At 71.5% G+C, this 26915-nt stretch carries 24 protein-coding genes; 16 read left to right on the top strand and 8 right to left on the bottom strand.

Translation table 11 applies throughout. From position 1 onward, the window contains the following. Positions 1–261: 261 nt before the first annotated feature. Positions 262–495 (bottom strand): hypothetical protein, encoded by a 234-nt coding sequence (locus tag ACFHWY_RS04045; RefSeq protein WP_416578722.1) that lies wholly within the window; start codon positions 493–495, stop codon positions 262–264. A 244-nt stretch (positions 496–739) separates the two neighbouring features. Continuing rightward, positions 740–2335 (bottom strand): RNA polymerase sigma factor, encoded by a 1596-nt coding sequence (locus ACFHWY_RS04040; RefSeq protein WP_416578721.1) that lies wholly within the window; start codon positions 2333–2335, stop codon positions 740–742. A 286-nt stretch (positions 2336–2621) separates the two neighbouring features. On the opposite strand from ACFHWY_RS04040, the gene ACFHWY_RS04035 reads away from it, so the two are divergent. After that, entirely contained in the window at positions 2622–3440 is an 819-nt protein-coding gene (locus ACFHWY_RS04035; RefSeq protein WP_416579012.1) for an inositol monophosphatase family protein, read from the top strand. A 17-nt stretch (positions 3441–3457) separates the two neighbouring features. On the opposite strand, the gene ACFHWY_RS04030 is transcribed toward ACFHWY_RS04035, so the two are convergent. Beyond that, entirely contained in the window at positions 3458–3973 is a 516-nt protein-coding gene (locus ACFHWY_RS04030) for a LytR C-terminal domain-containing protein (RefSeq protein WP_416579011.1), read from the bottom strand. A 426-nt stretch (positions 3974–4399) separates the two neighbouring features. On the opposite strand from ACFHWY_RS04030, the gene ACFHWY_RS04025 reads away from it, so the two are divergent. Together ACFHWY_RS04025 and ACFHWY_RS04020 are read left to right on the top strand one after the other, a co-directional pair. Beyond that, positions 4400–4696 carry a DUF4193 domain-containing protein gene (locus ACFHWY_RS04025; RefSeq protein WP_007075406.1) on the top strand — a complete coding sequence of 99 codons (297 nt, stop codon included), beginning with the start codon at positions 4400–4402 and terminating at the stop codon, positions 4694–4696. Between the two features lie 119 nt (positions 4697–4815). Beyond that, a complete protein-coding gene (locus tag ACFHWY_RS04020) occupies positions 4816–5592 on the top strand; it encodes a hypothetical protein (RefSeq protein WP_416578720.1) in 777 nt (258 codons plus the stop codon). A 52-nt stretch (positions 5593–5644) separates the two neighbouring features. Here ACFHWY_RS04020 and ACFHWY_RS04015 read toward each other — a convergent pair whose 3' ends face one another. Continuing rightward, on the bottom strand, positions 5645–6079 hold the full coding sequence (locus ACFHWY_RS04015) for a DUF3093 domain-containing protein (protein ID WP_416579010.1): 435 nt from the start codon (positions 6077–6079) through the stop codon (positions 5645–5647). Between the two features lie 143 nt (positions 6080–6222). Between ACFHWY_RS04015 and dut the strand changes: the two genes are divergently transcribed. The 4 genes from dut to ACFHWY_RS03995 all read left to right on the top strand — a co-directional run bounded on the left by dut (position 6223) and on the right by ACFHWY_RS03995 (position 8679). Beyond that, positions 6223–6753 carry a dUTP diphosphatase gene (dut, locus tag ACFHWY_RS04010; RefSeq protein WP_416578719.1) on the top strand — a complete coding sequence of 177 codons (531 nt, stop codon included), beginning with the start codon at positions 6223–6225 and terminating at the stop codon, positions 6751–6753. Further along, on the top strand, positions 6750–7415 hold the full coding sequence (locus tag ACFHWY_RS04005) for a DUF3710 domain-containing protein (RefSeq protein ID WP_416578718.1): 666 nt from the start codon (positions 6750–6752) through the stop codon (positions 7413–7415). The genes dut and ACFHWY_RS04005 overlap by 4 nt, the downstream gene beginning before the upstream one ends. A gap of 126 nt (positions 7416–7541) precedes the next feature. After that, a complete protein-coding gene (locus ACFHWY_RS04000) occupies positions 7542–7922 on the top strand; it encodes an OB-fold nucleic acid binding domain-containing protein (RefSeq protein ID WP_092373916.1) in 381 nt (126 codons plus the stop codon). Between the two features lie 34 nt (positions 7923–7956). After that, the gene (locus ACFHWY_RS03995) at positions 7957–8679 is read left to right on the top strand and encodes a DUF3159 domain-containing protein (RefSeq protein ID WP_416578717.1); all 723 of its coding nucleotides are present in this window, start codon (positions 7957–7959) and stop codon (positions 8677–8679) included. Between the two features lie 113 nt (positions 8680–8792). On the opposite strand, the gene ACFHWY_RS03990 is transcribed toward ACFHWY_RS03995, so the two are convergent. Both ACFHWY_RS03990 and ACFHWY_RS03985 read right to left on the bottom strand, forming a co-directional pair. Further along, the gene (locus ACFHWY_RS03990) at positions 8793–9488 is read right to left on the bottom strand and encodes a potassium channel family protein (protein ID WP_416578716.1); all 696 of its coding nucleotides are present in this window, start codon (positions 9486–9488) and stop codon (positions 8793–8795) included. After that, positions 9485–10147 (bottom strand): potassium channel family protein, encoded by a 663-nt coding sequence (locus ACFHWY_RS03985; RefSeq protein ID WP_416578715.1) that lies wholly within the window; start codon positions 10145–10147, stop codon positions 9485–9487. The genes ACFHWY_RS03990 and ACFHWY_RS03985 overlap by 4 nt, the downstream gene beginning before the upstream one ends. 152 nt (positions 10148–10299) lie before the next feature. On the opposite strand from ACFHWY_RS03985, the gene ACFHWY_RS03980 reads away from it, so the two are divergent. From ACFHWY_RS03980 to dxs, 3 genes are all read left to right on the top strand, one after another. Beyond that, positions 10300–12375, top strand: a complete 2076-nt coding sequence (locus ACFHWY_RS03980; protein WP_416578714.1) for an APC family permease — start codon at positions 10300–10302, stop codon at positions 12373–12375. Then, positions 12372–13631, top strand: coding sequence for a class I SAM-dependent RNA methyltransferase (locus tag ACFHWY_RS03975; RefSeq protein ID WP_416578713.1), 1260 nt, complete (start codon positions 12372–12374; stop codon positions 13629–13631). The genes ACFHWY_RS03980 and ACFHWY_RS03975 overlap by 4 nt, the downstream gene beginning before the upstream one ends. Positions 13632–13701: 70 nt before the next feature. Then, complete coding sequence (gene dxs, locus ACFHWY_RS03970; protein ID WP_416578712.1) at positions 13702–15651, top strand: 1-deoxy-D-xylulose-5-phosphate synthase; 1950 nt, start codon at positions 13702–13704, stop codon at positions 15649–15651. A 124-nt stretch (positions 15652–15775) separates the two neighbouring features. Here the strand turns inward: dxs and ACFHWY_RS03965 are convergent, their stop codons facing one another. After that, a complete protein-coding gene (locus ACFHWY_RS03965; RefSeq protein WP_416578711.1) occupies positions 15776–16975 on the bottom strand; it encodes a hypothetical protein in 1200 nt (399 codons plus the stop codon). Between the two features lie 169 nt (positions 16976–17144). Between ACFHWY_RS03965 and ACFHWY_RS03960 the strand changes: the two genes are divergently transcribed. Beyond that, positions 17145–19091 (top strand): hypothetical protein, encoded by a 1947-nt coding sequence (locus ACFHWY_RS03960; protein ID WP_416578710.1) that lies wholly within the window; start codon positions 17145–17147, stop codon positions 19089–19091. After that, positions 19091–20923, top strand: a complete 1833-nt coding sequence (locus ACFHWY_RS03955) for a hypothetical protein (RefSeq protein WP_416578709.1) — start codon at positions 19091–19093, stop codon at positions 20921–20923. Before ACFHWY_RS03960 ends, ACFHWY_RS03955 begins: the two co-directional genes overlap by 1 nt. A gap of 29 nt (positions 20924–20952) precedes the next feature. Here the strand turns inward: ACFHWY_RS03955 and ACFHWY_RS03950 are convergent, their stop codons facing one another. After that, positions 20953–22791, bottom strand: coding sequence for a hypothetical protein (locus tag ACFHWY_RS03950; RefSeq protein WP_416579009.1), 1839 nt, complete (start codon positions 22789–22791; stop codon positions 20953–20955). Positions 22792–22884: 93 nt separating this feature from the next. Here ACFHWY_RS03950 and ACFHWY_RS03945 point away from each other — a divergent pair, with 93 nt between their 5' ends. The 4 genes from ACFHWY_RS03945 to ACFHWY_RS03930 all read left to right on the top strand — a co-directional run bounded on the left by ACFHWY_RS03945 (position 22885) and on the right by ACFHWY_RS03930 (position 26901). After that, positions 22885–24177 (top strand): PQQ-binding-like beta-propeller repeat protein, encoded by a 1293-nt coding sequence (locus ACFHWY_RS03945; protein WP_416578708.1) that lies wholly within the window; start codon positions 22885–22887, stop codon positions 24175–24177. A 78-nt stretch (positions 24178–24255) separates the two neighbouring features. Beyond that, the gene (locus tag ACFHWY_RS03940) at positions 24256–24924 is read left to right on the top strand and encodes a response regulator transcription factor (RefSeq protein WP_416578707.1); all 669 of its coding nucleotides are present in this window, start codon (positions 24256–24258) and stop codon (positions 24922–24924) included. Positions 24925–24965: 41 nt separating this feature from the next. Next, complete coding sequence (locus ACFHWY_RS03935; protein ID WP_416579008.1) at positions 24966–26135, top strand: sensor histidine kinase; 1170 nt, start codon at positions 24966–24968, stop codon at positions 26133–26135. Positions 26136–26439: 304 nt separating this feature from the next. Beyond that, positions 26440–26901 (top strand): VOC family protein, encoded by a 462-nt coding sequence (locus ACFHWY_RS03930; RefSeq protein ID WP_416578706.1) that lies wholly within the window; start codon positions 26440–26442, stop codon positions 26899–26901. The last annotated feature ends 14 nt before the right edge of the window (positions 26902–26915 follow it).

The following is a 26915-nucleotide window of genomic DNA, read 5'->3' as shown; positions in this document are numbered from 1 at the left end:
GGCCACCGATGTCACTTCCGGCCCATCGGCCCCACCGGGGCCGGACGGGCGCGCACAACCCGCCCGGGCAGGTTCCGCCGGCGCCGGTGGAAATTCCCTCGTGCCGCCTGTCGCCGGCTGAGCGGCCCGCTGAGGCGGCCGACCGGCTCCCGGCCATCCCGGTGTACCCGGGCAGGCAAAAGCCGACCGGAGACATCCTGGGGATGTCTCCGGTCGGCTGTGTCGAGTTGCTGTCCCTCAGCTGGCCATGTTGCTGACTTCTCAGCTGGCCATCAGGTCAGCGCCGCGCCAGGCGAACTCCGGGTCGGCCGCGTACCGCACGGTGATCTTCACGAGATCCTCCGCGTACTTGTTGGCATGGTGTCCACAGAACACCAGCTCGCTGCCACCCGACAGGGTGATCCGGAGCTTGCCGGCGGCATTGCAGCGGTCGCACCGTTCATCGGCGGCCGGGGGGCTCACCGTCTCGGGCGGCGGCGTGAGGGTCGGGGTCATCGCCTTCCTCCTCTGGTCGTCACCGATGAACACTCTCTTCGGTCGTGGTCACCTATCCTGCAACACCCTTGTCGGTCCTCGCCTTCCCTGTGTGCCCGCGGGGGACCGAGGTCACACATGGCAGGGACAGTGTGCCGTGCAACCAGGGTGCCACGTCAACGATCACATTCGTGCAACCACCTGATCACCAACCGACGTTGTACGCCAGGTGGTCAAAACGGCACGTTCAGTTGACGGATGCGGATCAGTCGAGGTAGTCCCGGAGCACCTGGGACCGGGACGGGTGCCGCAGCTTGGACATCGTCTTGGACTCGATCTGCCGGATCCGTTCGCGCGTCACGCCGTAGACCTGGCCGATCTCGTCCAGTGTACGTGGCTGCCCGTCGGTCAACCCGAAGCGCAGGCGCACCACACCCGCCTCACGCTCGGACAACGTCTGGAGAACCTGCTGGAGCTGGTCCTGGAGCAGGGAGAAGGAAACCGCGTCGACCGCGACAACCGCCTCCGAGTCCTCGATGAAGTCGCCGAGCTGGCTGTCGCCCTCGTCGCCGATGGTCTGGTCGAGCGAGATGGGCTCCCGGGCGTACTGCTGGATCTCCAGCACCTTTTCCGGTGTGATGTCCATCTCCTTGGCCAGCTCCTCCGGCGTGGGCTCGCGGCCCAGGTCCTGGAGCAGCTCGCGCTGGATCCGGCCCAGCTTGTTGATCACTTCGACCATGTGTACCGGGATGCGGATGGTGCGGGCCTGGTCGGCCATGGCGCGGGTGATGGCCTGGCGGATCCACCAGGTGGCGTAGGTGGAGAACTTGTAGCCCTTGGTGTAGTCGAATTTCTCGACGGCGCGGATGAGGCCGAGGTTGCCTTCCTGGATGAGGTCGAGGAAGGCCATGCCGCGGCCGGTGTACCGCTTGGCGAGGGAGACGACCAGGCGGAGGTTGGCCTCCAGTAGATGGTTCTTGGCGCGTTCACCGTCTCGGGAAATCCACAGCAGGTCGCGCTGCATGTCCCGGACGAGCTTCTCCTCGCCCTCGTCGGCCGCCCGCAGCCGCTCGGCGGCGTAGAGCCCCGCCTCGATCCGCTTGGCCAGCTCCACCTCCTGCTCGGCGTTGAGCAGGGGAACTTTGCCGATCTGCTTGAGGTATGCCCGAACCGAGTCCGCGGAGGCGGTCAGCTCGGCGTCCCGGCGCGCCTGCTTGAGCGCCTCGGACTCCTCGTCGTCCCACTCGAAGTCGTTGTCCGTGGCGGAGCTCGCCGCGTCGGCCGCAGCCGCCCGGGCCAGCTCGGCCGGCTCCTCGACCACCACGTCCTCGATCTCGGCGGCGAGCTCCTCGGGGTTCACCTCACCCTCGGCGGCCTCACCCGGCTTGGCGGGCTTGCCCGCGCCGGTCGCGGCGGCCACCGTGGCCTTGGTGGCGCGGGTGGACCTCTTGGCCGGGGCGACGGCCTTGGCGGCCGTCTCCGCAGTGGTCCCGGTGGCCTTGCGCGAGGTTGCCTTGCGCGGGGCCGGAGCCGGCGCCTCGTCGGCCGAAGGGGCCTGCTTCGGGGCCGGCGCGGCGGCCTTCTTGGTGGTCTTGGCGGTAGTGGCCCGGGACGCCGGAGTCACGGAGCGCGCGGCGGCCACCCGCCGGCGCGTGCTGGCCGAGCCGTCGACCACGACGGTCACCCCGGCCTCGGAGAGCGCCCGCAGGATCTTCTTGGCCTGGGCCGGCGTCACCTCGGCGGACTCGACGGTACGCGCGAGCTGGGCCGACGTGAGCTGGCCGCCGGCGCTCTGCGCGTGGGCGATCAAGGTGTCGGTGAGCGAGCGAACGTCGGCGCCGGTCTGGCGGGGTTCTGTCACGAATGACCTTCCGGAGGCGAAGAGCGGGCACGGCCGGGTCGTCCGGCGCAGCGTGGGGCACCGCGCCGGGCGATGTGTTTGAGGAACCCCCGTGTCCCGGCCCGTCCGTCGTGTGGCGGCCCGTGGCGCGTGGGCAGGGGTGAATTGTAACGCCGTCGGCGGCGATCATCCTGCGCCGCACGGCTGATCGGTGGTCGGGACCGCCGATTCGGTGCGCTTTTGGACTTTGTAAGGATGATACCTGCGCGGAACCCGGATACCCGGCCGTGTGGGAAGGGGACCGATGATGGACCACTCGGCGCCACCGCCGCGGGAACTGCTGGAGCTCTCGATCGACGTGGCGCGGGGCGCGGCAGCCACCGCGCACCGGATGCGGGCCGAGGGTGTTTCGGTCGCGGCGACCAAGAGCACGGTCACCGACGTGGTGACCGCGGCCGACCGGGCCGTGGAGCGTCAGATCATCGATGAGCTGCGCCGGCTGCGGCCGGACGACGCTGTCCTGGGCGAGGAGTACGGCGCGGCGGAGCGGGGTGGCGCCCCCGCCCAGGTGCGGTGGATCGTGGATCCGATCGACGGCACCGTCAACTACCTGTACGGGCTGGCGCACTGCGGTGTGTCGATCGCCGCGGAGGTGGGCGGCGAGGTGGTGGCGGGCGTGGTGCGCAACATCCACACCGGCGAGGAGTGGACCGCCACCGCCGACGGTGGTGCCTGGCGCGATGGCCGGCGCCTACGGTGCTCCACCGAGACCGACCTCGGCCAGGCGCTGGTGGTCACCGGATTCGGCTACGACTCGGCCCGTCGCGCCCACCAGGCCCGGGTGTTGGCCGAACTGATCCCGCACGTGCGGGACATCCGGCGGCTCGGTGCCGCCGCCGTGGACCTGTGCCTGGTCGCTGAGGGGCGGGCCGACGCCTACTACGAGAAGGGCCTGGCCGCCTGGGACCAGGCCGCCGGCGGTCTGGTGGCCAGCGAGGCAGGCCTGCGGGTCGGTGGGCTCGACGGGCTGGTGGCCGGACCGGACATGGTCATCGCTGCGCCGGCCGCGCTGTTCGCCCCGCTGCACGACCGCCTGGCCGCGCTGGACGCCTCCGGCGGCCCCTGACCGCCCACCTCGGGCGGTCAGTCGTCGATCGGCAGCGGGCAGGAACCCGGCGGGGCGACCGGGGCACCGAGGTCGCCGAGCGACTGGTTGACCTCGGTGGTGGTGGCCAGTTGCTGGAAGCTGCCGCCCAGCACCACGTCGACGACGTCGTCCTCGCGCTTGACGTCGTACTCATACTCGGCGTTGTCCAGGAAGTACGCGCGCAGCAGGTGGGCCGAGCTGACCCCTTTGGGGCCGTAGCGCAGCACCGCTACTTCGTCGATCTGCTTCTTCTGGTTGGCTTCCTTCTGCACCTGGAAGTTCCGGTTGCGGAAGTCGTCGGCCACGCTGCCGGCCAACCCCGGTCGGTCGGTGCCGTTCAGCACGTTGATTCTGACATCCTTTGACTCCCGCAGGGTGACGTCGGCGCGCGGCCAGTCCGCGGGGCAACCCTCACCAGAGCCGGCGTTGCTCTGGGTGTCCTTGACCAGGGCGACGACCACGAAGACCAGGGCGACCACTGCCAGCATGCCGACGACAACGAGTGCTCGCACTCGCGCAAAACTCATCAGGGCACTCCCGGGCGATGATGGGTGGCGGCGGCCGGCGGCCGTGCCGCCGGCCGTCAGTTACGCCGCTGAGGTTAACGGGTGTCCGGCCGTCGCGTGGAAACAGTCCGACATGCCGGCGCGGCATCCGGGAACCGGGTAGTACTACCCCTATCTTCGTGTCGCCTGAGTCACATTGGGAACAACTTCACGTGCGGGGGCGTACATCTCAGCCACGAGGGCGGTATACATGCCTCGCCCAAAGGGGGGGTAGGGTTCCGCGCCTCGCCAGGGGAGATTCTCTGGCGGACTGGCCCGAGCGGTCGTCGGGTCAGTTGGCCGACACAAGCGGTGGCCGGCCAGCGGAACCGAAACAGCGTCGTCCGGCGTTACAACCGGAAGCGACAACATCGAAATGGGAGAGTGAAACCGATGGCCACCGACTACGACGCCCCGCGCCGCGACGAGGTCGACCTCGGCGAGGACAGCCTGGAAGAGCTCAAGGCCCGGCGCGTCGACTCTCAGTCGGGCGCCGTGGACGTCGACGAGGCCGAAGTGGCTGAGAGCTTCGAGCTGCCCGGCGCCGACCTCGCCGACGAAGAGCTGACGGTCAAGGTGCTACCGATGCAGCAGGACGAGTTCCGCTGCGCCCGCTGCTTCCTGGTGCACCACCGTAGCCAGCTGGCAGTTGAGCGCAACGGCGAGCTGATCTGCCGCGAGTGCGTCTGACCGACAGAAGGCGACGGCGGCGGCTCCCGTATGGGGCCGCCGCTGCCCGGCTCGACGAGCGCCACGACGTGCGACCTGGTTGACTCGTTAGCCATGAGCGAGCGCAGCGGAGTGCTGGCATGAGCGAACGCGGGGAGCGGGCGGACGAACTTGGCGAGACGGTCCTTGCGCTGACCGCCGACGACATCGAGCCGGCGAAACGGCGGCAACTGCTCACCCGGTTGGTCGGACAGGCTCGCACCCGGGGGATCGGCGACCTGTTCAAGCCGAAGGCGGCGGTGCGCTGGATGGTGGACACGGTCGCCGAGATCGCCCCACACGTGCCGATCCGTGACCTGGCCACCCTGCGCCGACACTTCCCCGGACTCGACGGCGAGGAGTTGGCTGACCGGCTGGTTCGCAACGCGTCCCGAGCCACGGCGGGCATCGGCGCGGCCGGCGGCGGCGCCTCGGCGGTGCAGTGGACGGTCACCCCGAGCCTGCTGTCCGCGCCGGTGCTGCTCGCCGCCGAGACCGTGGCCGTGGTGGCGATCGAGCTGAAGCTGACCGGTGAGCTGCACGAGGTCTACGGCGCTGCGCTGCCCGCCGCGGGCAGCCAGCGGACGGTCTCCCTGGTGCAGGCCTGGGCGAACCAGCGTGGCGTCAACCCGATGATGCCCGGTGTGGGGGTGGGCGCGGTGCTCGGTACGGCCGCCCGCCACGAACTGCGGGACACGCTGCTCAAGCGCTTCGGCCGCAACCTGACCACGCTGGGTCCCTTCCTCACCGGCGCCGCGGTGGCGAGCTACCTGAACCGTCGGGCCACCCGGACACTGGCGGACCAGCTCCGCACCGACCTACGCCGGCAGCGGCCCAGCCTGCCCGGCGGCCCGCCAGCCCTACCCGGACCTGCCTGACCGCCGCGCAGGAGCCCAGCGGACGAGGGCGGGCGCGTGGGGTGGACCGGGCTCAGCCTGCCGCGTCCCGGGCGGACAGCAGCGCGCCGGCCAGCTCGACCGGGTGCCTGGAGCTGACCACCCAGAACGGGGTGGGATCGGCCGGGTCGTCGAGGACCACCTGGACGGCGCCGCCGATCCACGGCCGCTGGACCACGAACGCCAGTGGATCCGCCCCGACTCCGAGTACCTCACGCCTCCCGTCAACATCGAGCGCGATGGCGTCGGCGATGAACCGTACGGGCAGCCGGGCGTCGTCGACGCGCAGCTCCCCTCCGACCACCGCGACCCGGATCCGGCCCAGCCAGGCCAGGCCGGCGACGGTGGCCGGCAGCAGCACCGCGAACGGCAACCAGGCCCGCACGCCGCCGCCGCCCATCCACACCTCCACTGCGAGCAGGGAGGCGGCGGCGAGGCCCGCTAGCCACAACCACCAGGGCAGCCACATCCGCTCGGCATACCCCGAGGTCGCTGCGGTCGACGAGGGAGACGGTGGCTGGCTCACCCGTGACAGGGTACGGCGCGCCGCGCCCCGAGTACCGGGCAGGATGACAGGGTCACCCACAGCGGATACGGAAGAAAGAGGAAAACGTGACCGACCTGGTGCCCGTGCCGGTCCGACTGCTCGACCCCGAGCTGCCGGTGCCGGCGTACGCCCATCCCGGTGACGCCGGTGCCGACCTGGTGGCGGCCAGCGACGTGGAACTGCCGCCCGGCGGCCGGGCGCTGGTGCCGACCGGCGTGGCGATCGCTCTGCCCGACGGGTACGTGGGCCTGGTCCATCCCCGATCGGGGCTCGCGGCCAGACTCGGCGTGACGGTGCTCAACGCGCCCGGTACGGTCGACGCCGGCTACCGGGGTGAGATCCTGGTCAACCTGATCAACCACGATCGGGCCGTGCCGGTGAAGATCGCCAGGGGCGACCGGATCGCGCAGCTCATCGTGCAGCGGGTGGAACGGGCGGCCTTCCAGCCGGTGGCCGAGCTGCCCGCGTCCGGACGTGGGACCGGCGGGCACGGCTCCACCGGCGGACACGCCGGACTGGTGCCGCCGGCGGACACGGACGGCGCGGAAGGACGAGATGGCACCGTGAGTGTGAACAGCGGAGGGTGGGCGCAGTGATCTTCTCCCGAAAGCGGGCCGCGGGACGGCACGGCCGTGAGGAACGGGCCGTCGAGGCGCCCGAGACCGTCGAGCCGACACCGGCGCGCGGGCCGTACGACGTGACCGAGGCGCCCGACGGCGTGCAGCGGCTCGATCTGGGCAGTCTGCAGATCCCGGCGGTGCCCGACGTCGAGGTGCGGGTACAGGCCGACCAGCAGGGCGTCATTCAGCAGGTGGTGCTGGTGCACGGGCAGAGCGCCCTGCAACTCGGCGTCTTCGCCGCCCCGCGGTCCGAGGGTATCTGGGACGAGGTACGCGAGGAGATTCGCAAGTCGCTGTCCACCGACGGCGCCGCCGTAGAGGAAGTCGTCGGCGAGTACGGCCCGGAACTTCACGCTCGGGTTCGCACCGAGGACGGCCTGACCGACCTGCGCTTCGTCGGGGTCGACGGACCGCGGTGGATGGTCCGCGCGGTGTACCAGGGTGCGGCGGCCACCGATCCCGCCGCCGCCGGCCCGCTGGCCGTGTGCCTGGACGGGCTGGTCGTCGACCGGGGTGCGGAGGCCAAGCCGGTGCGTGAACCGCTGCCACTGCGACTGCCGCGCGAGGTGGGCGAGGAGGCCGGCCAGGCTGAGCAGGCAGGCCAGGCCGGCATCGCGTCGACACCCGGCGCGCGCTGAGACCAGCGTCTTCCGGTGCGCCGGGACGGACCCGTCCGGCGTACGCTGGGCGGATGTTGTCCCGGTGTGACCGGAGGCGACGGTGTCGGCAACAGCCGGACGGCATGGAAAGGTGACGCGGAGGTCATGACCACCGACGAGGGTCGGGGTTCGCTGCGGCGGATGCTGCGCCGGCTCACCGCGAGCGAGGCCGAGATCGAGGCGCAGCAGCTGCAGCGGGAGAGCGCCCGGTGCGGGGCGAAGCCGGTGCTGCAGTGCGCCCGGGGGCAGCTGGTCTCGGTCAGCGGTCGGCTGCGTACCGTCGTCTACACGCCGCGGATCAACCTGCCGGCGCTGGAAGCGGACCTCTACGACGGCAGTGACGTCGTGACGCTGGTCTGGCTGGGCCGGCGGCATATCGTGGGCATCGAGCCCGGCCGGCACCTGACCGCCAGAGGGCGGATCGCGGTGCGCGACGACCGCAAGGTGATCTACAACCCGTACTACGAGTTGGAGCCGTCGAAGTGAACCTGCGGATCTGGCATTCTCTGGACGGCGGGCGATGACCACCGGACAGCAGCCGGCCACCCAGCCCGAGACCGGGCCGGCGGACGAGGAGCGGCTGCCCACCGTCGCCGAACAGATGGCCGACCAGCTCGGCGGCTGGCGTGGGCTGGCCGAGTCCAGCATTCCGGTGGTGGTCTTCGTGATCGCCAACATCCTCGGCGAGCTGCGGCCCGCGGTGATCGCGTCGGTGGCGGTGGCGGTGCTGATCGGCGGGTTACGGCTGGCCCAGCGTCGGCCGGTGCGGCACGCGGTCAACGGCCTGTTCGGCATCGGCGTCGGCGCCGCCATCGCCTGGCGTACCGGTGACGCGCGGGACTTCTACCTACCCGGGATCCTCTACGGCATCGGCTACGGGCTGGCCCTGCTGATCTCCGCGGCGGTCCGGCAACCTCTGGTCGGCTGGATCTGGTCCGTGCTGGTCGGCAAGGGCAGCGCCGAGTGGCGCGACGACCCCAAGCTGGTCCAGGTCTTCACGAGACTGACCGTGCTGTGGGGCGTGGTGTGGCTGGCCAAGGTGGGCGTGCAGGCCGCGATCTACCTGGCGGCCCGCCGGTTCGACGAGCTCGGCGACGAGGCGGCTGCCGCGGACATGGAGACCGCACTCGGAATAGCCCGGCTGGCCCTGGGCTACCCGCCGTACGTGTTGCTGTTGCTGATCACGGTCTGGACGGTGCGACGGGTGACCCGCCAGCGTGCGGCGGGATCGTTGACCGGCTGAACCACCACGGCGTGCTGCCGCGCGTTGGCGATGAGTCGTTCGATCCAGTCGTAGGTCACGCCGTTCTGGGAGACATCGCAGATCCGCACCACGAGGCAGCGGATGAGTTCGGGCTAGCGCGACTCGCGGGTGCGCTCGACGCTGTCCGGGCCGAGCACCACCGCCCGTACGGCGTCCTCCGCCTCGGCGGTGCAGACGAAGACCAACTCGTCGCCGGCCTCGATCGGGTCGTCCGGACTGGGTAACAGCACCCGCTTGCCGCGCAGGATCGCGACCAGCGCGGTGTCCCGGGGTAGTGGCACCTCGCGCAGTGCCCGCCCCACGTACGGCGCGGTCGGCGGAAGGGTGATCTCGACCAGGTTGGCCTCGCCCTGCCGGAAGGTCATCAGGCGCACCAGGTCGCCGACCGTCACCGCCTCCTCCACCAGTGCGGCCATCACCCGTGGCTTGCTGACCGCCACGTCCACGCCCCACTGTTCGGTGAACAGCCACTCGTTCTCGGCCCGGTTGACCCGGGCGACCACCCGCGCCACCGCGAACTCGGTCTTGGCCAGTAGCGAGACCACGAGGTTGACCTTGTCGTCGCCGGTGGCGGCGACCACCACGTCGCAGTCGGCCAGCTCGGCCTCCTCCAGGCTGGCCAGCTCGCAGGCGTCGGCGAGGACCCACTCCGCATCCGGCACCCGGTCCGGCCGCAGCATCCTCGGCTGTCGCTCGATGAGGAGCACCTGGTGGCCGTTCTCGATCAACTCCTGGGCGATGGAGCGACCCACGTTGCCGGCACCGGCAATGGCGACCCGCACGATCACTGCCCTCCTTCCGGCGTCGCCGCCACCGCAGTGACCCTGTTCACCAGGTCGTCGGTGACCAGCATGAACACCTGGTCGCCCTCCTGTACCACGCTGCCGGTGGCCGGCAGCGTGCCGATGCCGAAGCGGATCAGATAGGCCACCCGGGCACCGGTCGCCTCCTCCAGGGTCCGCACCGGCCGGCCGATCCAGTCCTTGTGCACCGGCACCTCGACGATCGACACGGTGCTGGTCGAGTCGCGGAAGATCTCCACGTTGCCCTCGGGCAGCAGGTGCCGCAGCATCCGGTCGGCGGTCCACCGGACGGTGGCCACGGTGGGGATGCCCAGTCGCTCGTAGACCTGCGCACGGCGCTGGTCGTAGATGCGGGCCGCCACGCGGGACACGCCGAACGTCTCACGGGCCAGTCGAGCCGAAATAATGTTGGAGTTGTCCCCGCTGGAGACGGCGGCGAAGGCGTCCGCGCGCTCGATGCCGGCCTGACGCAGCACGTCGCCGTCGAAACCGGCCCCGGTGACCGTCGTACCGGCGAAGTCGGGCCGGAGCCGGCGGAAGGAGTCGGCATCCTGGTCGATGACGGCAACCGAGTGCCCCCGGGCCTCCAGGTTGTCGGCCAGGGTCGAGCCGACCCGGCCACATCCCATGATCACGACATGCACGCTGCCTCCCACGGTGCGTACCGCTGCGCCTCGTCGCCTGCGAGCCTGCCACGTCGGGACCGCGGACGGGGACCGACGGTACTCCGGCGCTGGATCCGCCCGCAGCCGGCCACCCCGTGGGAGTACCGGAGGTGGCCGTACGCTTGGCCGTTGTGGCCAGATCCACCTCCCTGCTGAAGCGGCTGCTCGTCGGTCGACCGTTCCGGTCCGACCGGCTGAAGCACACCCTCCTGCCGAAGCGCATCGCCCTGCCCGTCTTCGCCTCGGACGCGCTGTCGAGCGTGGCGTACGCCCCCGACGAGATCCTGCTGATGCTCTCCATCGCGGGCGCCTCGGCCTTCGCCTTCTCGCCGTGGGTGGCGCTCGGTGTCGTCGTGGTGATGCTGACGGTGGTGGCCAGCTATCGGCAGAACGTGCACGCCTACCCCTCCGGTGGTGGGGACTACGAGGTGGCCACGGTGAACCTCGGCCCGCGCGCCGGCGTTGGGGTGGCGAGCGCGCTGCTGGTCGACTACGTGCTGACGGTCGCCGTCTCCGTCTCCTCCGGGGTGGCCAACCTCGGCTCGGTGATCCCGTTCGTCGCGACGCACAAGGTGCTCGTCGCGGTGATCGCCGTGGTGCTGCTGACCGCGGTGAACCTGCGCGGGCTCAAGGAGGCGGGCAGCGCGTTCGCCATTCCCACCTACGGCTTCATGATCGTGATTATCGGCATGATCCTCACCGGGCTGGTCCGGGTCGTCGTGCTCGGCGAGGACCTGCGCGCCCCCAGCGCCGACCTGGTGATCGCCGCCGAGTGGCACGACACGACCGGCTGGGCGATGGCGTTCCTGCTGCTGCGCAGCTTCTCCTCCGGCTGCGCCGCGCTGACCGGCGTGGAGGCCATCTCCAACGGAGTGCCCGCGTTCCGGGCGCCCAAGAGCCGCAACGCCGCCACCACCCTGCTGATGCTCGGCGTGGTCTCGGTGACCATGCTGGTCGGCATCGTGTGGTTGGCCCGGCTCACCGGGTTGCAGTTCGTCGAGAGTCCGGGTCTGCAAATCGTCGCCGGGCCGGACGGGTACGTCCAGAAGACGGTCACCGCCCAGCTCGGCGAAACGATCTTCGGGTCCGGCTCGGTGCTGCTGTTTCTGGTCGTCGGGGTGACCGCCACGATCCTCTTCGTGGCCGCCAACACGGCGTTCACCGGCTTCCCGGTCCTGGGCTCGATCCTCGCCCAGGACCGCTACCTGCCCCGGCAACTGCACACCCGGGGCGACCGCCTCGCCTTCTCCAACGGCATCATCTTCCTGGCCGCCTTCGCGATCCTGCTGATCGTCGGCTTCCAGGCCGAGGTGACCAAGCTCATCCAGCTCTACATCGTGGGCGTCTTCGTCTCGTTCACCCTCTCCCAGGCGGGCATGATCCGGCACTGGAACCGGCTGCTGCGTACCGAGCGGGACCCGATGGTCCGTCGCCGGATGGTCCGGTCCCGTGCCATCAACACCTTCGGCATGGCGATGACGGCCGCGGTGCTGGTCATCGTGTTGATCACCAAGTTCCTGCTCGGCGCCTGGATCGCCCTCGTCGCGATGGTCCTGATCTACGTGCTGATGCTGGCCATCCGCCGGCACTACGACCGGGTCGCGGTCGAGCTGGAACCGGACGACGGCCGGCCGGTGCTGCCGGCCCGTAACCACGCGATCGTGCTGGTCAGCAAGCTGCACCAGCCGACCCTGCGGGCGGTGGCGTACGCCCAGGCCACCCGGCCGGACACGCTTACCGCGGTGACCGTGAACGTCGACGATCGCGACACCCGGCAGTTGCAGGCCGACTGGGAACGCCGGGACGTGCCGATCCCGCTCACCGTGATCGACTCGCCGTACCGGGAGATCACCCGCCCGATCCTGAACTACGTGGCCAGCGTCCGCCGGGATTCGCCGCGCGACGTGGTCACCGTCTTCATTCCCGAGTACGTCGTCGGACGCTGGTGGGAGAACCTGCTGCACAACCAGAGCGCGCTACGGCTCAAGGGCCGGCTGCTGTTCGAGCCGGGGGTGATGGTGACCAGTGTGCCGTGGCAGCTCGCCTCGACGGCCGGCAAGGATCTCGACCGGATGGACGCCACCCTCACGCGGGGGCCGGTCCGTGGTCCCCGGGCGGCGCCGCGCAGCATCCCGCCACCGACCGTCGCACCGTCGCACTCCGCCCCGACCGGCGAGAGCCCAGCATCGAACGAGGAGCAGCGGTGAGCGAGGGATCAGCGGTGACTGGCGACGCGGCGGTGCGCGGCGGGCTGGAGGAGGCCCAACGGGTCGAGCTGACCGTGGCGGCGGTCGCGCCCGGCGGGCACTGCGTGGCCCGGGTGGACGGCCAGGTGGTATTCGTCCGGCACGCCCTGCCCGGCGAGCGGGTGCTGGTGGAGGTCACCGAAGTGCACCGGGGGTTCGTGCGGGCCGACGCTATCGGCGTGCTGGAGGCCGCTGCGGACCGGGTCGCCCCGCCCTGCCCGTATGCCCGGCCGGGTCGCTGCGGCGGCTGCGACCTGCAACACGTCGCCCCGCCGGCCCAGCTCGACTGGAAGGCCAAGGTCGTCCGCGAACAGCTCGTTCGACTCGGTGGCCTCGACGAGACCGCGTGCGACGCGCTCGGCATCCGGGTCGAGGCGCTGCCGGGCGGCCCGCTCGGATGGCGCTCCCGGGTCCGCTACGCGGTGGACGCGGCGGGCCGGGCCGGGCTGCTCAAGCACCGTTCGCACGAGGTGGTGCCGGTCGACCGCTGCCTGATCGCCCACCCGGCCGTCCGGGACCTGCCGGTGCTCACCTCCACCGGGGTCACCTGGCCGGACGCCGAGGCGGTGGAAGCTGTCGCCTCCACCGGCGGGGACGTGGCGGTGACCGCCGTGGCGGCCGGGCGCACCGAACTGGTGAGCGGACCGGATCGGGTCCGGGAACGAGCCGTGGGCCGCGAGTGGAAGCTACCCACCTCGTCCTTCTGGCAGGTCCATCCCGCGGCGGCGGACATCCTGGTCGAGGCGGTGTTGCAGTTGACCGACCCGCGGCCGGGGGAGACCGCCTGGGACCTCTACGGCGGGGCGGGCCTGTTCGCCGCCGCGCTGGCCGGCCGGGTCGGTGCCGGCGGTCGGGTCACCCTGGTCGAGGTGGCCGCCGACGGTGTCGCCGCCGCCCGGGAGAACCTGCGGGATCTGCCCGTCGTCGAGGTGGTGGCGGCCCGGGTGGAGACCGCGCTGACCCGTCGACGGATCACCGGACCGGTCGACGTGGTGGTGCTCGATCCGCCCCGCGCGGGTGCCGGCGCCCGGGTGGTGCGCGACGTGGTGGCTGCCGGGCCACGCGCCGTGGCGTACGTGGCCTGCGACCCGGCCGCGTTCGCCCGGGACGTGCGGGTCTTCGCCGGCCTGGGTTGGCGTCTGGCGGAGCTACGCGGCTACGACCTCTTTCCGATGACCCAACACGTGGAGCTCGTCGGTCTGCTGCTGCCGGGCTGATCTGGTGCTCAGCGGCGAGACGGCGGTGACCGGGGTGCGGGCTGGGTGAGGGCCGATAGACTCTGCCCTCATGAGTGTTGAAGAGGACACGGCCAAACACGGCCGGCTGCTGGCCGCGGTGCACGGTCCCCAGGACGTCAAGCGGATGTCCGCCACCGAACTGGACATCCTCGCCGCCGAGATCCGCGACTTCCTGATCGCCAAGGTGTCGCGGACAGGCGGGCACATCGGCCCGAACCTGGGTGTGGTGGAGCTCACCCTCGCGCTGCACCGGGTCTTCGACTCTCCCCGTGACCGGCTGCTCTTCGACACTGGACACCAGGCGTACGTCCACAAGATCATCACCGGTCGCCAGCAGGGCTTCGACCAGCTGAAACAGCGCGGTGGGCTTTCCGGCTACCCCAGCCAGGCCGAGAGCGAACACGACATCATCGAGAACTCGCACGCCTCGACCGCCCTGTCGTATGCCGACGGGCTGGCCAAGGCGTACGCGCTGCGTGGCGAGTCGCGCAGCGTGGTCGCCCTGGTCGGTGACGGCGCGCTCACCGGCGGCATGTGCTGGGAGGCGCTGAACAACATCGCCGCCACCAGCAATCCACTCGTGATCGTGGTCAACGACAACGGCCGCTCGTACGCTCCAACCATCGGCGGCCTCGCCGACCACCTTTCGACGCTGCGGCTGAACCCGGGGTACGAGAAGGTTCTCGACGCGGTGAAGGACGCCCTCGGCTCGACCCCGCTGGTCGGCAAGCCGATGTACGAGGTGCTGCACGCGGTCAAGAAGGGCATCAAGGACGCCGTCGCCCCGCAGGCGATGTTCGAGGACCTGGGCATCAAGTACGTCGGCCCGGTCGACGGGCACGACGTCGCCGCCGTCGAGGTGGCGCTGCGGGCGGCGAAGAACTTCGGCGGCCCGGTGATCGTGCACGCGGTTACCCGCAAGGGCTACGGCTACCGTCCCGCCGAAGAGGACGAGGCGGACTGTTTCCACGGTCCTGGCGCGTTCGACATCGCCACCGGCAGGTCCACCGCCGCGCCCTCGGTGAAGTGGACCCACGTCTTCGCCGACGAACTGGTCGCGATCGCCGACGAGCGGCCCGACGTGGTCGGCATCACCGCCGCCATGGCCGAGCCGACCGGCATCGCGAAGCTGGCCCGCAAGTATCCGGAGCGCACCTACGACGTGGGCATCGCCGAGCAGCACGCCGCCACCTCGGCCGCCGGGCTGGCGCTCGGCGGGCTGCACCCGGTGGTGGCGGTCTACGCCACCTTCCTCAACCGGGCCTTCGACCAGGTCCTGCTGGACGTGGCGATGCACCGGCTGCCGGTCACCTTCGTGCTGGACCGGGCCGGCATCACCGGCCCCGACGGGCCGAGCCACTACGGCATCTGGGACATGTCGGTCTTCGGGGTGGTGCCGGGTCTGCGGATCGCGGCCCCCCGGGACGCCGTGACGCTGCGGGAGGAGCTGCGCGAGGCGATCGCCGTTGACGACGGCCCCACAGTGGTCCGCTTCCCGACCGGTGCGGTCATCGCGGACCTGCCCGCCGTGCGCCGGGTCGGGCCGGTCGACGTGCTGGTGTCCTCGGCGCGTACCGACGTGCTGCTGGTCGCTGTCGGTGCCTTCGGCAAGCTCGGCGTGGAGGTCGCCGCCAGGCTGGCCGAGCAGGGATACGGGGTCACCGTGGTCGATCCGCGTTGGGTCCGCCCGGTCCCCGTCGAGCTGGTGGATCTGGCCGCCGGGCACCGCATGGTGGTCACCGTCGAGGACGGCGTCCGGGTCGGCGGCGTCGGTGACGCTCTCGCCCAGGCGATGCGCGACGCCGACATCCAGGTGCCGCTGCGCGACCTGGGCGTGCCGGCAGACTGGCACCCGCACGGCTCCCGCAGCCAGATCCTGGCCGACCTCGGGCTGACCGCCCAGGACGTCGCCCGCGATGTCACCGGCTGGATCTCCCGCCTCGACGCCGACCCCGTCGAGCCGCCCCACCTGACCCCCAACACCCACACCCACAACTGACCCTTCCGCCCACAGGGTGGGCGCAGCGCCGATCATGCAGTTGTGGTCGTCCTTCGCGACGGGAACACCCTTCCTGGAAGGGCCACCAACTGCATGATCGCGCGAGAGGGAGCGGGCGGGGGAGTCAGCGGTGCGGGGAGCCGGCTGAGCGGTAGTGGGTCTTCTCGTCGGCGGCGAGGCTGAAGGTCTCGCTGCGCTCGGGTAGGGGAGCCACCACCAGGCCCGGACGGTCGACCAGGCGAGTCGTGTTCGGCGGCACCGACAATGTGGTGTCCTTGGCGGAGCGCCAGCTCAACACGACCAGCGACTGACCCGGCACCGGCAGTTCGTAGACCTGCAACGGGTTCGTCCGGTCGGCGGGGGAGAACGCCACCGGTCCCGCACCGGCCGGGCGGTGGACGACGGCGCTCATCGTGCCGTCGGCGGTCTCCCAGGTGAGCTGCTCCAACTCGGCCGGCTCGCCGTCGGCGAGCGTTAGTTCGCCCAACGTTCGCACGGCCACCTTCGCCTGCGGCCAGGATGCCGGCACCGACTGCGGGACGTCCCGGTCGCCGACGCGACGGAAGATGCTGCCGAACGGGCCGTCCTCGCCGGCCAGCAGGCAGGTGTCGAGGTCTGCCAGCGCACGTCGGCCGGAGCCGCTCTCGTCGCGGACCAGCGGGTAGCGGGGACCGGCGGTGCCGGTGCCGAGGTCGAGCAGCCGGTCGGTCGCGCGACCGCGGGGCAGCGACTCGGTGGACCGCAGGGTGGCGCTCACCGTCACCGCCCGGCACTGCGGCACGTCGACCCGTTCGGTCAGGCCGTCGCTGTTGGCCACCGGGCGGTCGTCCGGACCGACCAGCCGCCGGACCCGCTCGGAGGTGAGGTACCGGCGCCCCGCCGAGGTCTGCACCGGCAGCACGTCGGAGTAGACCAGGTAGCCCGGATCGGTGTACTCGATGGAGTGGTCGACCACGTACCGCTCGCCGTCGCGGGTGAGTTGGAGCAGCCACGAGGCGGACTCGCCGGGTACCGAGGCGGCGACCAGGGCCAGCGGGACGCCGTCGACCTCACCGGAGAAGAGAATGCCCGACGAGGGTACGTGCACCCGGCCGTCCACCGGGGAACGCCAGTCCCGGACCGCTTCGGTCACGGCGGCCGTGGCCCCGGTGTCCTCGGCCAGCGAACCACGTGGCGGCCAGACGGTCAGCGAGCCGTCCATGCTGTCGAAGCCGACCCGCAGGTCCCGTGGCTGGCGTTCGGCGACCGGCCCGCAGGCGGTGACGGTGGCCAGTACGGCAGACAGGACGGTGGCGGTCAAGCCGCGCAAGCGGACTGGAGCCACCTGTTACGCCCCCAATCGCGTCGGTCGTCGTGTTGGAGGGCAATAGTACGAGACGTCCGGGCGGTGACTCGCGCCGCCTTACGCTGCGTCGTGCCGGCCGCACACCAGCCACAAGGGATGATGAGTTGACTCTAGAACCATACCCGTACTCGGGTAGACTCCGCCGACTGTGACGCCTGCTGAGACCCGCGCCGCTGTGCCGCCGCAATCCGCCGACGTCGCCGAATCCTCGTCTGAAGTCGTGACGCTGGGTGAGGGTACCGTCCGCCCCACGAAAGGGGCCGAGCGTCAGCCCGACGCCGGCCCGGCCCCGGCGACGGACACCGACCTGCCGGCGGCCGACGCGGCCGAGCCGGCTCCGGCGGGTCGACGTCGATTCCAATGGACGCGGCGCCGGCAGGATCTCGCCGTCTTCGGCGGGTTCCTGCTCACCGCGATCTGGGTGACCAGTCAGATCTGGATGGACCCGGCCGGCCGGGTCGCCTCGCTCTACAGCAGCGACCCGGCCCAGGTGCAGTTCTTCCTCGCCCACTCGGTGCGGGTGGTGCTGCACGGAGAGTTTCCGTTCTTCACCGAGCAGTTCAACTACCCGGACGGGGTCAACCTGATGGCCAACACGGCCATCCTCGCGCTGGGTATCCCGATGGTGCCGGTGACCCTGCTGTTCGGGCCCGCCGTCACCTTCGTGCTGCTGGTGACGCTCGGCCTCGCCGGCACCGCCGCGGCCTGGTACTTCGTGTTGTCCCGGTACGTGGTGAGCAACCCGCTCGCCGCCATCGTTGGCGGCTGGTTCTGCGGCTTCTCGCCGGCGATGCTGTCGCACGCCAGCTGGCACCCGAACATCATCAGTCAGTTCCTGCTGCCGTTCATCGTGTGGCGGGTCATCGTGATCACCCGAGCGACCCGGCCGTACCGGGACGGCGCGCTGCTGGCCCTGCTGGTCACCGCGCAGGCGTTCATCAACGAGGAGATTCTGCTCTTCACGGCGATGGGCTGCGGGATCTTCCTGATCGCGGTGGCCGTCCAGCGGCCGGCGCTCTGGTCGGCCGCATGGCGTCCGCTGGCCAAGGCGCTGGCGACCTGCACGGTGATCGCCGGGGCGCTGCTGGCGTACCCGCTGTACATCCAGTTCACCGGGCCGATGGCCTACCACGGGCTCAGCGACGCGGTCCGCGACTACGGCAACGACATCGCCGCGTACCTCGCGCCCGGGTCGCCGACGATCGGCGGTAACCAGCGGGCCAACGTGAACCTCGCCCCGAACTATTCCGAGGAGAACGCCTTCTTTGGTTGGAGCCTGGCGCTGATCGCGGTCGGTATCGTGGCATGGCTCCGGCGGGAGGTGCTGGTCCGGGCGCTCGCCGCGACCGCCGCCTTCTACACCGTGCTGTCCCTCGGCGAGCGGATCTCCTGGTGGGACCGGGAGCTGATCGCCGGACCGTGGGAGTGGTTGGTCCGGCTGCCGCTGCTCGACGCGGTGGTGCCGACCCGGTTCGGCATGATCACCAGCGTGGTCGTGGCGATCCTGTTGGCCCTGGCCGTCGAGCGGACCCGCACGCTGTCGCTGGACCGGCGAACCGTCCGCACGCTGACCGCCGCCGGCCTGGTGCTGGCGCTGCTGCCGCTCACGCCCATGCCGTTGCCGATGACGTCGCGTCCCCCGGTGCCCGAGTTCATCACCGCCGGCCGCTGGCGCGCCTACGTGGGGCCGGACCAGACACTCGTGCCGATCCCGGTACCGAGCATGGGCAACACCCACGGCATGCGGTGGGCCGCCTCCACCAACCTGGACTTCAAGATCCCGGGCGGCTACTTCCTCGCCCCACGCAACGGCAACACCGGCGACCCGGGGCGCTTCGGCGGCCGACCCAGCGGCATCGGTCGGCTGCTGGAGGACGTCGCCACGACCGGGCGGACGCCGGAGCTGAACGACCGTCAGCGCCGCCGCTCCCTGGACGACCTGCGGTACTGGCGCGCGGCGGTACTGGTGCTGCCGGTGCGGCAACCGCACTCCGAGCCGCTACGGCAGACCGTCGAGCAACTGGTCGGCCCGGCCCGTCTCGAACTGGACGTCTGGGTGTGGGACGTACGGTCGCTGACCGACCCCCGGACCTGATGTCAATCGGCACGACCGGGCGCGGTCCGGACGCGGCCGCTCGCCGTCGACGGCTTTGCGCACGTACCCACGACGCGGTGGTGGTGTTCGGCTACCTTGCGTTGGCGGTCTGGCTGACCAGCCGGCAGTGGGGGCGTCCGGACCGTCTCTTCCACCAGGCCGGTGATCAGATCCTCTTCGAGTGGATGCTGGCTCACGCGGCTCGTGCCGTGGTCGGCCTGGAGAACCCGCTGTGGAGTGGCGCGCTGAACGCGCCCGGTGGGGTGAACCTGATGGGCAACACGTCGGTGCTCGGGTTGGGTGTCCCGCTGACCCCGGTCACACTGCTGTGCGGCTCGCAGGCGGCCTTCGGGGTGGCGGTGGTGAGCTGCCTCGCCGGTACCGCCACCGCCTGGTACGTACTGCTGCGCCGTCGCCTGGTCGGCTCCCGGGTGGCCGCCGCGACCGGCGGGCTGGTCTGCGGCTTCGCTCCCGGCATGGTCGCCCAGGCGGGAGCGCACCTGCACATGGGCGCCCAGTTCCTGGTACCGGTGATCCTGGTGTTGGTGTTCCGCCCGCAGCGTAGCGGCGGGGTGTGGCGGCACGGCGTGCTGCTCGGGCTGGCAGTGACGTACCAGGTCTTCCTCGGCGAGGAGGTGCTGCTCTTCGTGGCGCTGGCCGCCGTGGTCTTCGTCCTCGGGTACGCGCTGGCCGACCGGGCCGCCGCCCGCCGGCTGGCACCGGCCACTGCCGGCCGGATCGGGGTCGGCGCCGCGGTGTCGGTGCTGCTGCTGGCGTACCCGCTGTGGTTCCAGTTCTTCGGCCCCGGCCACTACCGGGGGATGCCGTTCTACGCGAACAGCTACCAGCTGGACGCCGCGTCCTACACCGCCTCCGCCCGGCAGACCGTCTTCGGCGACCACCACGTGCCCACCCTGCTGGCACCGAACCCGACCGAGGAGAACTCCTTCTTCGGGCCGGGACTGCTGGTGCTGGCCGTGATCATCACAGTCTGGTTCTGGCGTCGGCCCCTGGTGCGGGCGCTGGCCGGCTGCGGGGTGGTGTTCGCCCTGCTGTCCCTGGGGGCGCGGGTACGCCTCGACGGCGCGTTCACCGATCTGCCCGGTCCGTACCGGCTGATCGCAGACCTGCCGTTGCTCGACCACGTGGTGCCCGCCCGGTTCGCGCTGATCTGCATACCGGTGCTGGGCATCCTGGTCGCCCTCTCCGTCGACCGGATCCGGCTGGCCGGCGACTTGGCGGCGGGCGGTCCGAAGGCGAGCGTCGACACCGGGACGCCGGTGCCGGCCGCCCGGGAGGCGGTGCCGGTACGGCTGCTCTGGACCGGGGCGGTGCTTGCCGCGCTGCTGCCGCTGACGCCGACACCGATCCGCACCGTGCCGGCCTGGCCGGTGCCGGCCTTCGTCGCCGACGGCACCTGGCGGGGGTACGTGCCGCCGGGGCGGACGGTGGTGGCGGTCCCGCCGGTCACGAACGCGGGGCGCAGCCCGTCGATGCTCTGGTCGGCCCGGACCGGGCTGGCCTTCGCCGCGCCGGGCGGCTTCTTCATCGGTCCCCGGGCGTCGGATGACGCGACGGCCCGCTGGGGTGCTCCGGACCTGCCGACGTCGGTGCTGCTCCGGCGGGTGGCGGACACCGGCGAGGTGCCGCCGATCAGCGACACCGACCGGTGGCAGGCGGTCGCCGACCTGCGGCACTGGCGGGCCGCCGTGGTGGTCCAGGGTGGACTGCACCACGGCGAGCCGGTGCGGCGTACCGTCGAGGCGTTGCTCGGCCCGGCGCAGGAGATCGACGGGGCGTTCGTCTGGGACGTCCGTGCGCTGGTCGGCTGAGCCGTCCGCACAGCCGGTGGACGGCGACCCTACACCCGGTCGCGTACGTCCCAGAGCCAGACGTCGTCGACGCGCTGCGGGTCGCCGAGCAGCCCGGTCAGCAGCTCCCGCAGCACGGGCTCACGGGGGTGTGCGCCGAGCACCACCACCGACGCCCGCCAGAAGCGCAGGTCCTCCACCGCCTGCCGGCGGTTCTCGTCAGTCAACTCGGGCACCTCGCCGGTGTCCATGCTCTGGTATACGAGTGTGCTGGTAGGACGGTTCGGCGCACCGAAGACGCCCTCGCCGTCGAGGTTGGGGCCGATGAAGTAGCCGGCCGGGATCGGGAACTCGTGCCGGGTCAACACGCTCCACCGCAGCGTGGACAGTCCGTGCACGTTGCTGGGGATGGGCACCGGCACCAGCGTTCGACCCTGCGGCACGTACGGCCGCCAGGCGCCGGAGGTGATGAAGGCAGGCGGCGGGTCCACCGGCTCGGCGGGCAGCGGGCGAGGGAACAGCGGCAGCACAGCGAGCGAGATCGCGGCGTACCCCGTCATCCGCCGCCACCGTGGCGGTCGGCCGGCGCCGGTCGTGCCCCCGGGCACGCGGGGCGCAGGTACCGGCGGGCGGTGGGTGCCGGCCACCGTGTTCCAGGCCAGTGCGAGCAGCACGCCCAGCGCCGCGGTGGTCACCAGGGTCAACCGGGTCGGCATCATCATCTCGACCAGTGGCAGATCCTCCGAGATGTACGACCACGGGCCGGCGACGCCGGTCAACTCGCCGTCGAACCGGATCTCCGGACCGAGCGAGGCCACCGAGAAGACCACCACCAGCACGGCGAGGATCCGGGCCACCAGTGACCGGCGAACCAGCAGCGCCAGGGCCACCACCGACAGCACCACCAGCGGCCAGCCGAACCAGGTGTTCTGCTCGGTCAACCCGATCGTCGCCTCCACCGCCTCGTCACCGGCGATCGTGTCGCGCGGGAAGGTGACGAAGGCGACGAGGTCCTCGCCCCAACTGTGGAACACCCCGCCCTGTAGGCCACGGTAGGACTGCGGGCCGTTGAACTGGAACCAGATCGGATAGGCGGCGAGCAGCAGCGCCACCGCAGTACCGGTGCCCAGGCCGCCGGCGAACGTGGCGGCCCGGTCCCACGCCGCGCGCGGTCTCATCGCCGCGTACGCGACCACGACGACCAGGCAGGCCAGCGCCGTCAGCAGCAGCATCTCCTCGTTGATGAAGATCTGGTACGCCACGAGTAGACCCAGCACCAGTCCGTTGCGTCGCCAGCGGCCCGGCTCGGTCAACCGGAACACCCGCAGCACGATCAGCGGCAGCAGAAAGTTGGAGGCGAAGTTGGGTTGGCCGTTGGCGTGGTGCACGATGCCGGGCGCGAACCCGAGGAACGCGCCGCCGACGAAGGCCGCGGCCCGCGAGCGCACCAGGTGCCGCGACAGCACCCAGTACGAGGTGCCGGCGGTCGCCGCCAGCGCGGCACCCAGGTAGAGCGCGTACACCACCTGGGGGCCGAGCAACATGGTGAGCGGAGCCAGCGGCAGGGTCACCCCGAGCAGCGAGGTGTTGGCCATCATGTTCACCCCGTCGGGGGCGTTCTGCTGGGCGGTGAACAGGGGATTCTCGAAGTGACGCACGGAGTACGCGCCGTGTGCGAAAAGCCACTCGAACCAGCTGTGGTCGGTGGGCAGGTGGGACGAGACGCGGTTGTTCACGTCCGCCCAGTAGTTCATGCAGACGAGGACACCGAGCAGCACGTAGGCTCCGATGGCCAGCAGGTCGGTACGCACCGGCCCACGTCGGGGCCGTGGTGTTGTCGGCTCCGCCTCGATGGTCTCGGAGACGGGGTTCAGCGAGGGATCTACCACCGGCACAGCCACGACGGGCCATCGTACAGGCGGATGCCGGGGCACCCGACGGCCGTGATGCCCGCGCGTCAGGTCACGGCAGGGAGGACGAGCGTGACGTTTATCGACCTCGGTGAGCTGACCGAGCCGACCGACCCGCCAGCGGCCCGTCGACGACCCCGCCCCGGCAGCCGTCGGCTGTGGGCCGCGGTCGTGGCGCTGGGCGCGCTGCTGACGCTGGCCGGCGCCGCGCCGCCGGCGAGGCGGATCCACGCGACCGTGCCCGCCGCCCTGGGTAGCGACCTGTTCCTCACCCAGGATCAGGTCTTCACCGTCACGCCGTTGCCCCACGTCACCGACGGCAGCCAGGAGCTGCTCGCCTACCCGCGACCGGAGCGGGCCACCGGCACACCGCAGCGCCTCACGCCGCGGTGGCGGGTGCCCGTGCCGATCGGGAACCGGGTCTACCGGGTCGAGTCCGTCGCCGACGGTGGGGTGCTGGTCTCCATGGCCAGCGAGGCCACCGGGACCAGCGAAACCCTGCACATCGACGCCCGCACCGGGCAGGAGCGCTGGCGGGCGCCGGGCGTCGCGATCCTCGACGAGCCCGGTCGGGCGTTGCTGCGGACGTTCGGCAACCTCGCGACCGACAGGCTGCGGGCGGTCGAGTTGGCGACCGCCCGCGAGCTGTGGTCGATTCCGTTGTCGGTGGCCAGCGTCGACTACCGCCAGCGGGACGGTCTGCTGGACACCATCGTGCTGTCCGCGCTGGACGGCCAGGTCGTGGTGATCGACCCGGAGACCGGGGCGATTCGGCACCGCCTTCCGGCGCCCGAGGACAACCCGGCCGGCTACCAGCAGGCGGCGGTGATCGGTGACCTGGTGGTGGTGATCCGCAACTCGAACACCGTCACCGCGTACACCGTCGAGGGACTGATCCGACGCTGGCGGACGACGGTGCCGACGGCCACCTACGTCACGTCCTGCGGCCCGCTGCTCTGCACGGGGCTGGCCGGCGGTGGGTTGACGGCCCTCGACGCGGCCACCGGTGCGGTGCGGTGGCACGAGGAGGACGCCGTCGACGTCCTGCTGACCGGGGACCGCACCGCACTGGTGCTCGCCGACGACACCCGTGAGATGGCCACGCTCGACGTGACGACCGGGGCGGTGGTGGCCGACCACGGTGCGTGGGAGCTGGTCGCCCGGTACGAGTACGCGCCGCGGCTGTTCGCGGTGCGTCAGGTACCCGACGTGGGGCTGGTGCTGGCCCGACTCGATCCGACGCGGGATCGGGCCCGGCCGGTCGACGTGCTGGCCGGTGCCGCCGGCGACTGCCGGAGCCGGTACGCCCTCGTCGCCTGCCGACTGCACAACGGCGACTTCGGGGTGTGGCAGCTGCCGGCTTGATCCGCGGCTTGGCTGGCGACGCTAGGTTGTCGGTGGCCGCCGGATCGTCGTCGGTCGCCGGGCGTGAAGGGGCGGGACATGCGGGTACTGGTGGTCGAGGACGAGCGCAACCTCGCTGACGCGATCGCGCGTGGCCTGCGTAAGCGCGGCATGGCGGTGGACATCGCGTACGACGGCGACAGCGGACACGAGATGGCCTTCGTCACCCGCTACGACGTGGTGGTGCTCGACCGCGACCTGCCCGGGATGCACGGCGACCAGATCTGCGCGGAGCTGGCCACCTCCGGCACGCTGACCCGGGTGTTGATGCTGACCGCCAGCGGTACGGTCGCCGATCGGGTCGAGGGGTTGCAGCTCGGCGCGGACGACTACCTGCCGAAGCCGTTCGCCTTCGATGAACTGGTCGCGCGGGTGCAGGCGCTCGGTCGGCGGGCCACGCCGGCGGCGCCGCCGGTGCTGGAGGCGGCCGACCTGGTGGTCGACCCGGCGCGTCGGACGGCCACTCGTGGCGGGTTGCCGGTGGAGCTGACGAACAAGGAGTTCGGGGTGCTCTGCGAGCTGCTCAAGGCGCGGGGCGCAGTGGTGTCCAGCGAGGAGCTGCTGGAGCGGGTCTGGGACGCCAACACCGACCCGTTCACCACCATCGTCCGGGTCACCGTGATGACCCTGCGCCGCAAGCTCGGCGACCCGCCGCTGATCGAGACGGTGGTCGGCGCCGGCTACCGCACGGCCGAGGTGGCGGGGTGACCCGCCCACTGTGGCTGCCGGCCCTGCGGTTGCGTCCCACGGTGTGGCGGCCCCGGCTGCGGCCTACGCTTCGGCTGCGGTTGACGCTGCTCAACGGAGTGCTGCTGGTCGGTGCGGGCGCGATCCTGGTGCTGCTGGCCTGGCTGCTGGTCCGTGACGCGCTACGTCCGACCGACGAGCTGCTGCCCGGCACCACCGTGGCGCTGGCCGACGGGAGCACCCTGGAGGCCGCCGCCTGGCAGCGGCAGCTGGTCGACTCGGCCTCCGGTGAGCTGCTGGCCAAGGGACTGGCCGCGCTGCTGGCGATCGGCGTGGTCGGCGTCGTCGGGGCGTATGCGGTCGCCGGCCGGGCGCTGCGCCCGCTGCATCAGGTCACCGCGACTGCCCGCCGGCTCGGCGAAACCACGCTGCACCAACGCATCTGCTACTCCGGAGCCGACGACGAGGTGGCCGAGCTGGCCGACACCTTCGACGCGATGCTGGACCGGATCGCCGCCGCCTTCGAGGCGCAGAAACGGTTCGTCGCCAACGCCTCACACGAGCTACGTACGCCCCTGGCGGTGATGCGCACGGAGATCGACGTGACGCTGAGCGACGATGACGCGGACACGGCCGAGTACCGGCGGATGGCGACCGTCGTCCGCGACGCCTCGGAGCGGGCCAACGGTCTGGTCGACGCGCTGCTGGTGCTGGCGCGCAGCGAGGCGCAGACGGGTCGCCGCCTGGGCCGGCGTAGCGAGTGCGACTTGGCGGCCGGGGCCGTCAACGCGCTTTCCGCGGTACGCCGCGAGGTGGAGCGGATCAAGCTGGCCGTGCAGACCTCGCTGGAGCAGGCGCCGGTGGTCGGCGATCCGGGGCTGCTGGACCGGCTCGCCGGCAACCTGATCGAGAACGCGGTCCGCTACAACCACCTGCACGGCCGGCTCTGGGTACGGACCGGCTCGGACGGGCAGCGATCCTGGCTGGTGGTCGGCAACACCGGCTTCGAGGTGGACCAGGCCGACGTACCGGGGCTGTTCGAGCCGTTCCGGCGCGGCGGCCGGGAACGGACCGGGGCCCGCGGCTCGGGCCTCGGCCTGTCCATCGTGCGGGCGGTCTGCGACGCCCACGGCGGCCTGGTGACCGCCGTGGCGCAGCCCGGCGGTGGCCTGGAGGTGACCGTCGACCTGCCGGCGGCGGACGCCGCGCCGACCGTGGAGGTCGCACGCTGACGTCTTGCCCGGGTTCGTGCGGGCAGGGCGGCACCGGTGGTCAGGTGCCGACGACGCCCGGCGCGTACGTGCCGGGCGAAGGAGGGCTTGTGGTCGGGAGCGTGATGTCACCGAGAAACAAATATGTTTGTGTGACATCACGTCCGTGCGGGATGTGCCTTCGCCTTCGACTGAGTGGCGGCGCGCGCCCGGGAACCTCAAAACGGGGTTGCCCTCCGGGACGCGGCGGTGCGAGGGTCGGGGGATCAGCCCGATCAAGGAGGGGGTGCGTCGATGACCTCAATGATGCCGTCCGCGCCCCGCCTTGCCGGCTGACCGCTCACCCTCGCGGAGCGCTCCAGCGGGATTCGACTGTCACGACACGTACGCCCTGGCCGGTTTCTGGGCCGAGGTCTTCGAGTGTCCCCTCCAGCCGGACGACTTCCCGGGTGACCCGGAGGCGATGCTGTTGCCTGCGGGCGGCCCGGAGGTGCTGTTCCTGGCGGTACCGGAGGGCAAGACGGTGAAGAACCGCCTGCACCTCGACCTGGAGCCCACCGACCGGACCCGGGACGAGGAGGTCCGGCGGCTGCTGGGCATCGGTGCCCGGCACGTCACCGACCACATCAGACCGACCGGTGCCGGTTGGGTGGTGCTCGCCGACCCGGAGGGCAACGAGTTCTGCGTGCTGCGCAGCGCCGCCGAGAAGGCGGCGGCGCGGTCGGCGGCGGAGCAGGGCCAGCCCGGCTCCCGACCGGTCGTGACGGTGGGGGAAACCCCGGCCTGATGCGCGTCGGGCCC

This window comes from Micromonospora sp. LOL_024, from assembly GCF_048060415.1.
Lineage (GTDB): Bacteria > Actinomycetota > Actinomycetes > Mycobacteriales > Micromonosporaceae > Micromonospora.
The sequence above is the reverse complement of the archived record's forward strand: the minus strand, read 5'-3'. Positions and strand labels throughout refer to the sequence as shown.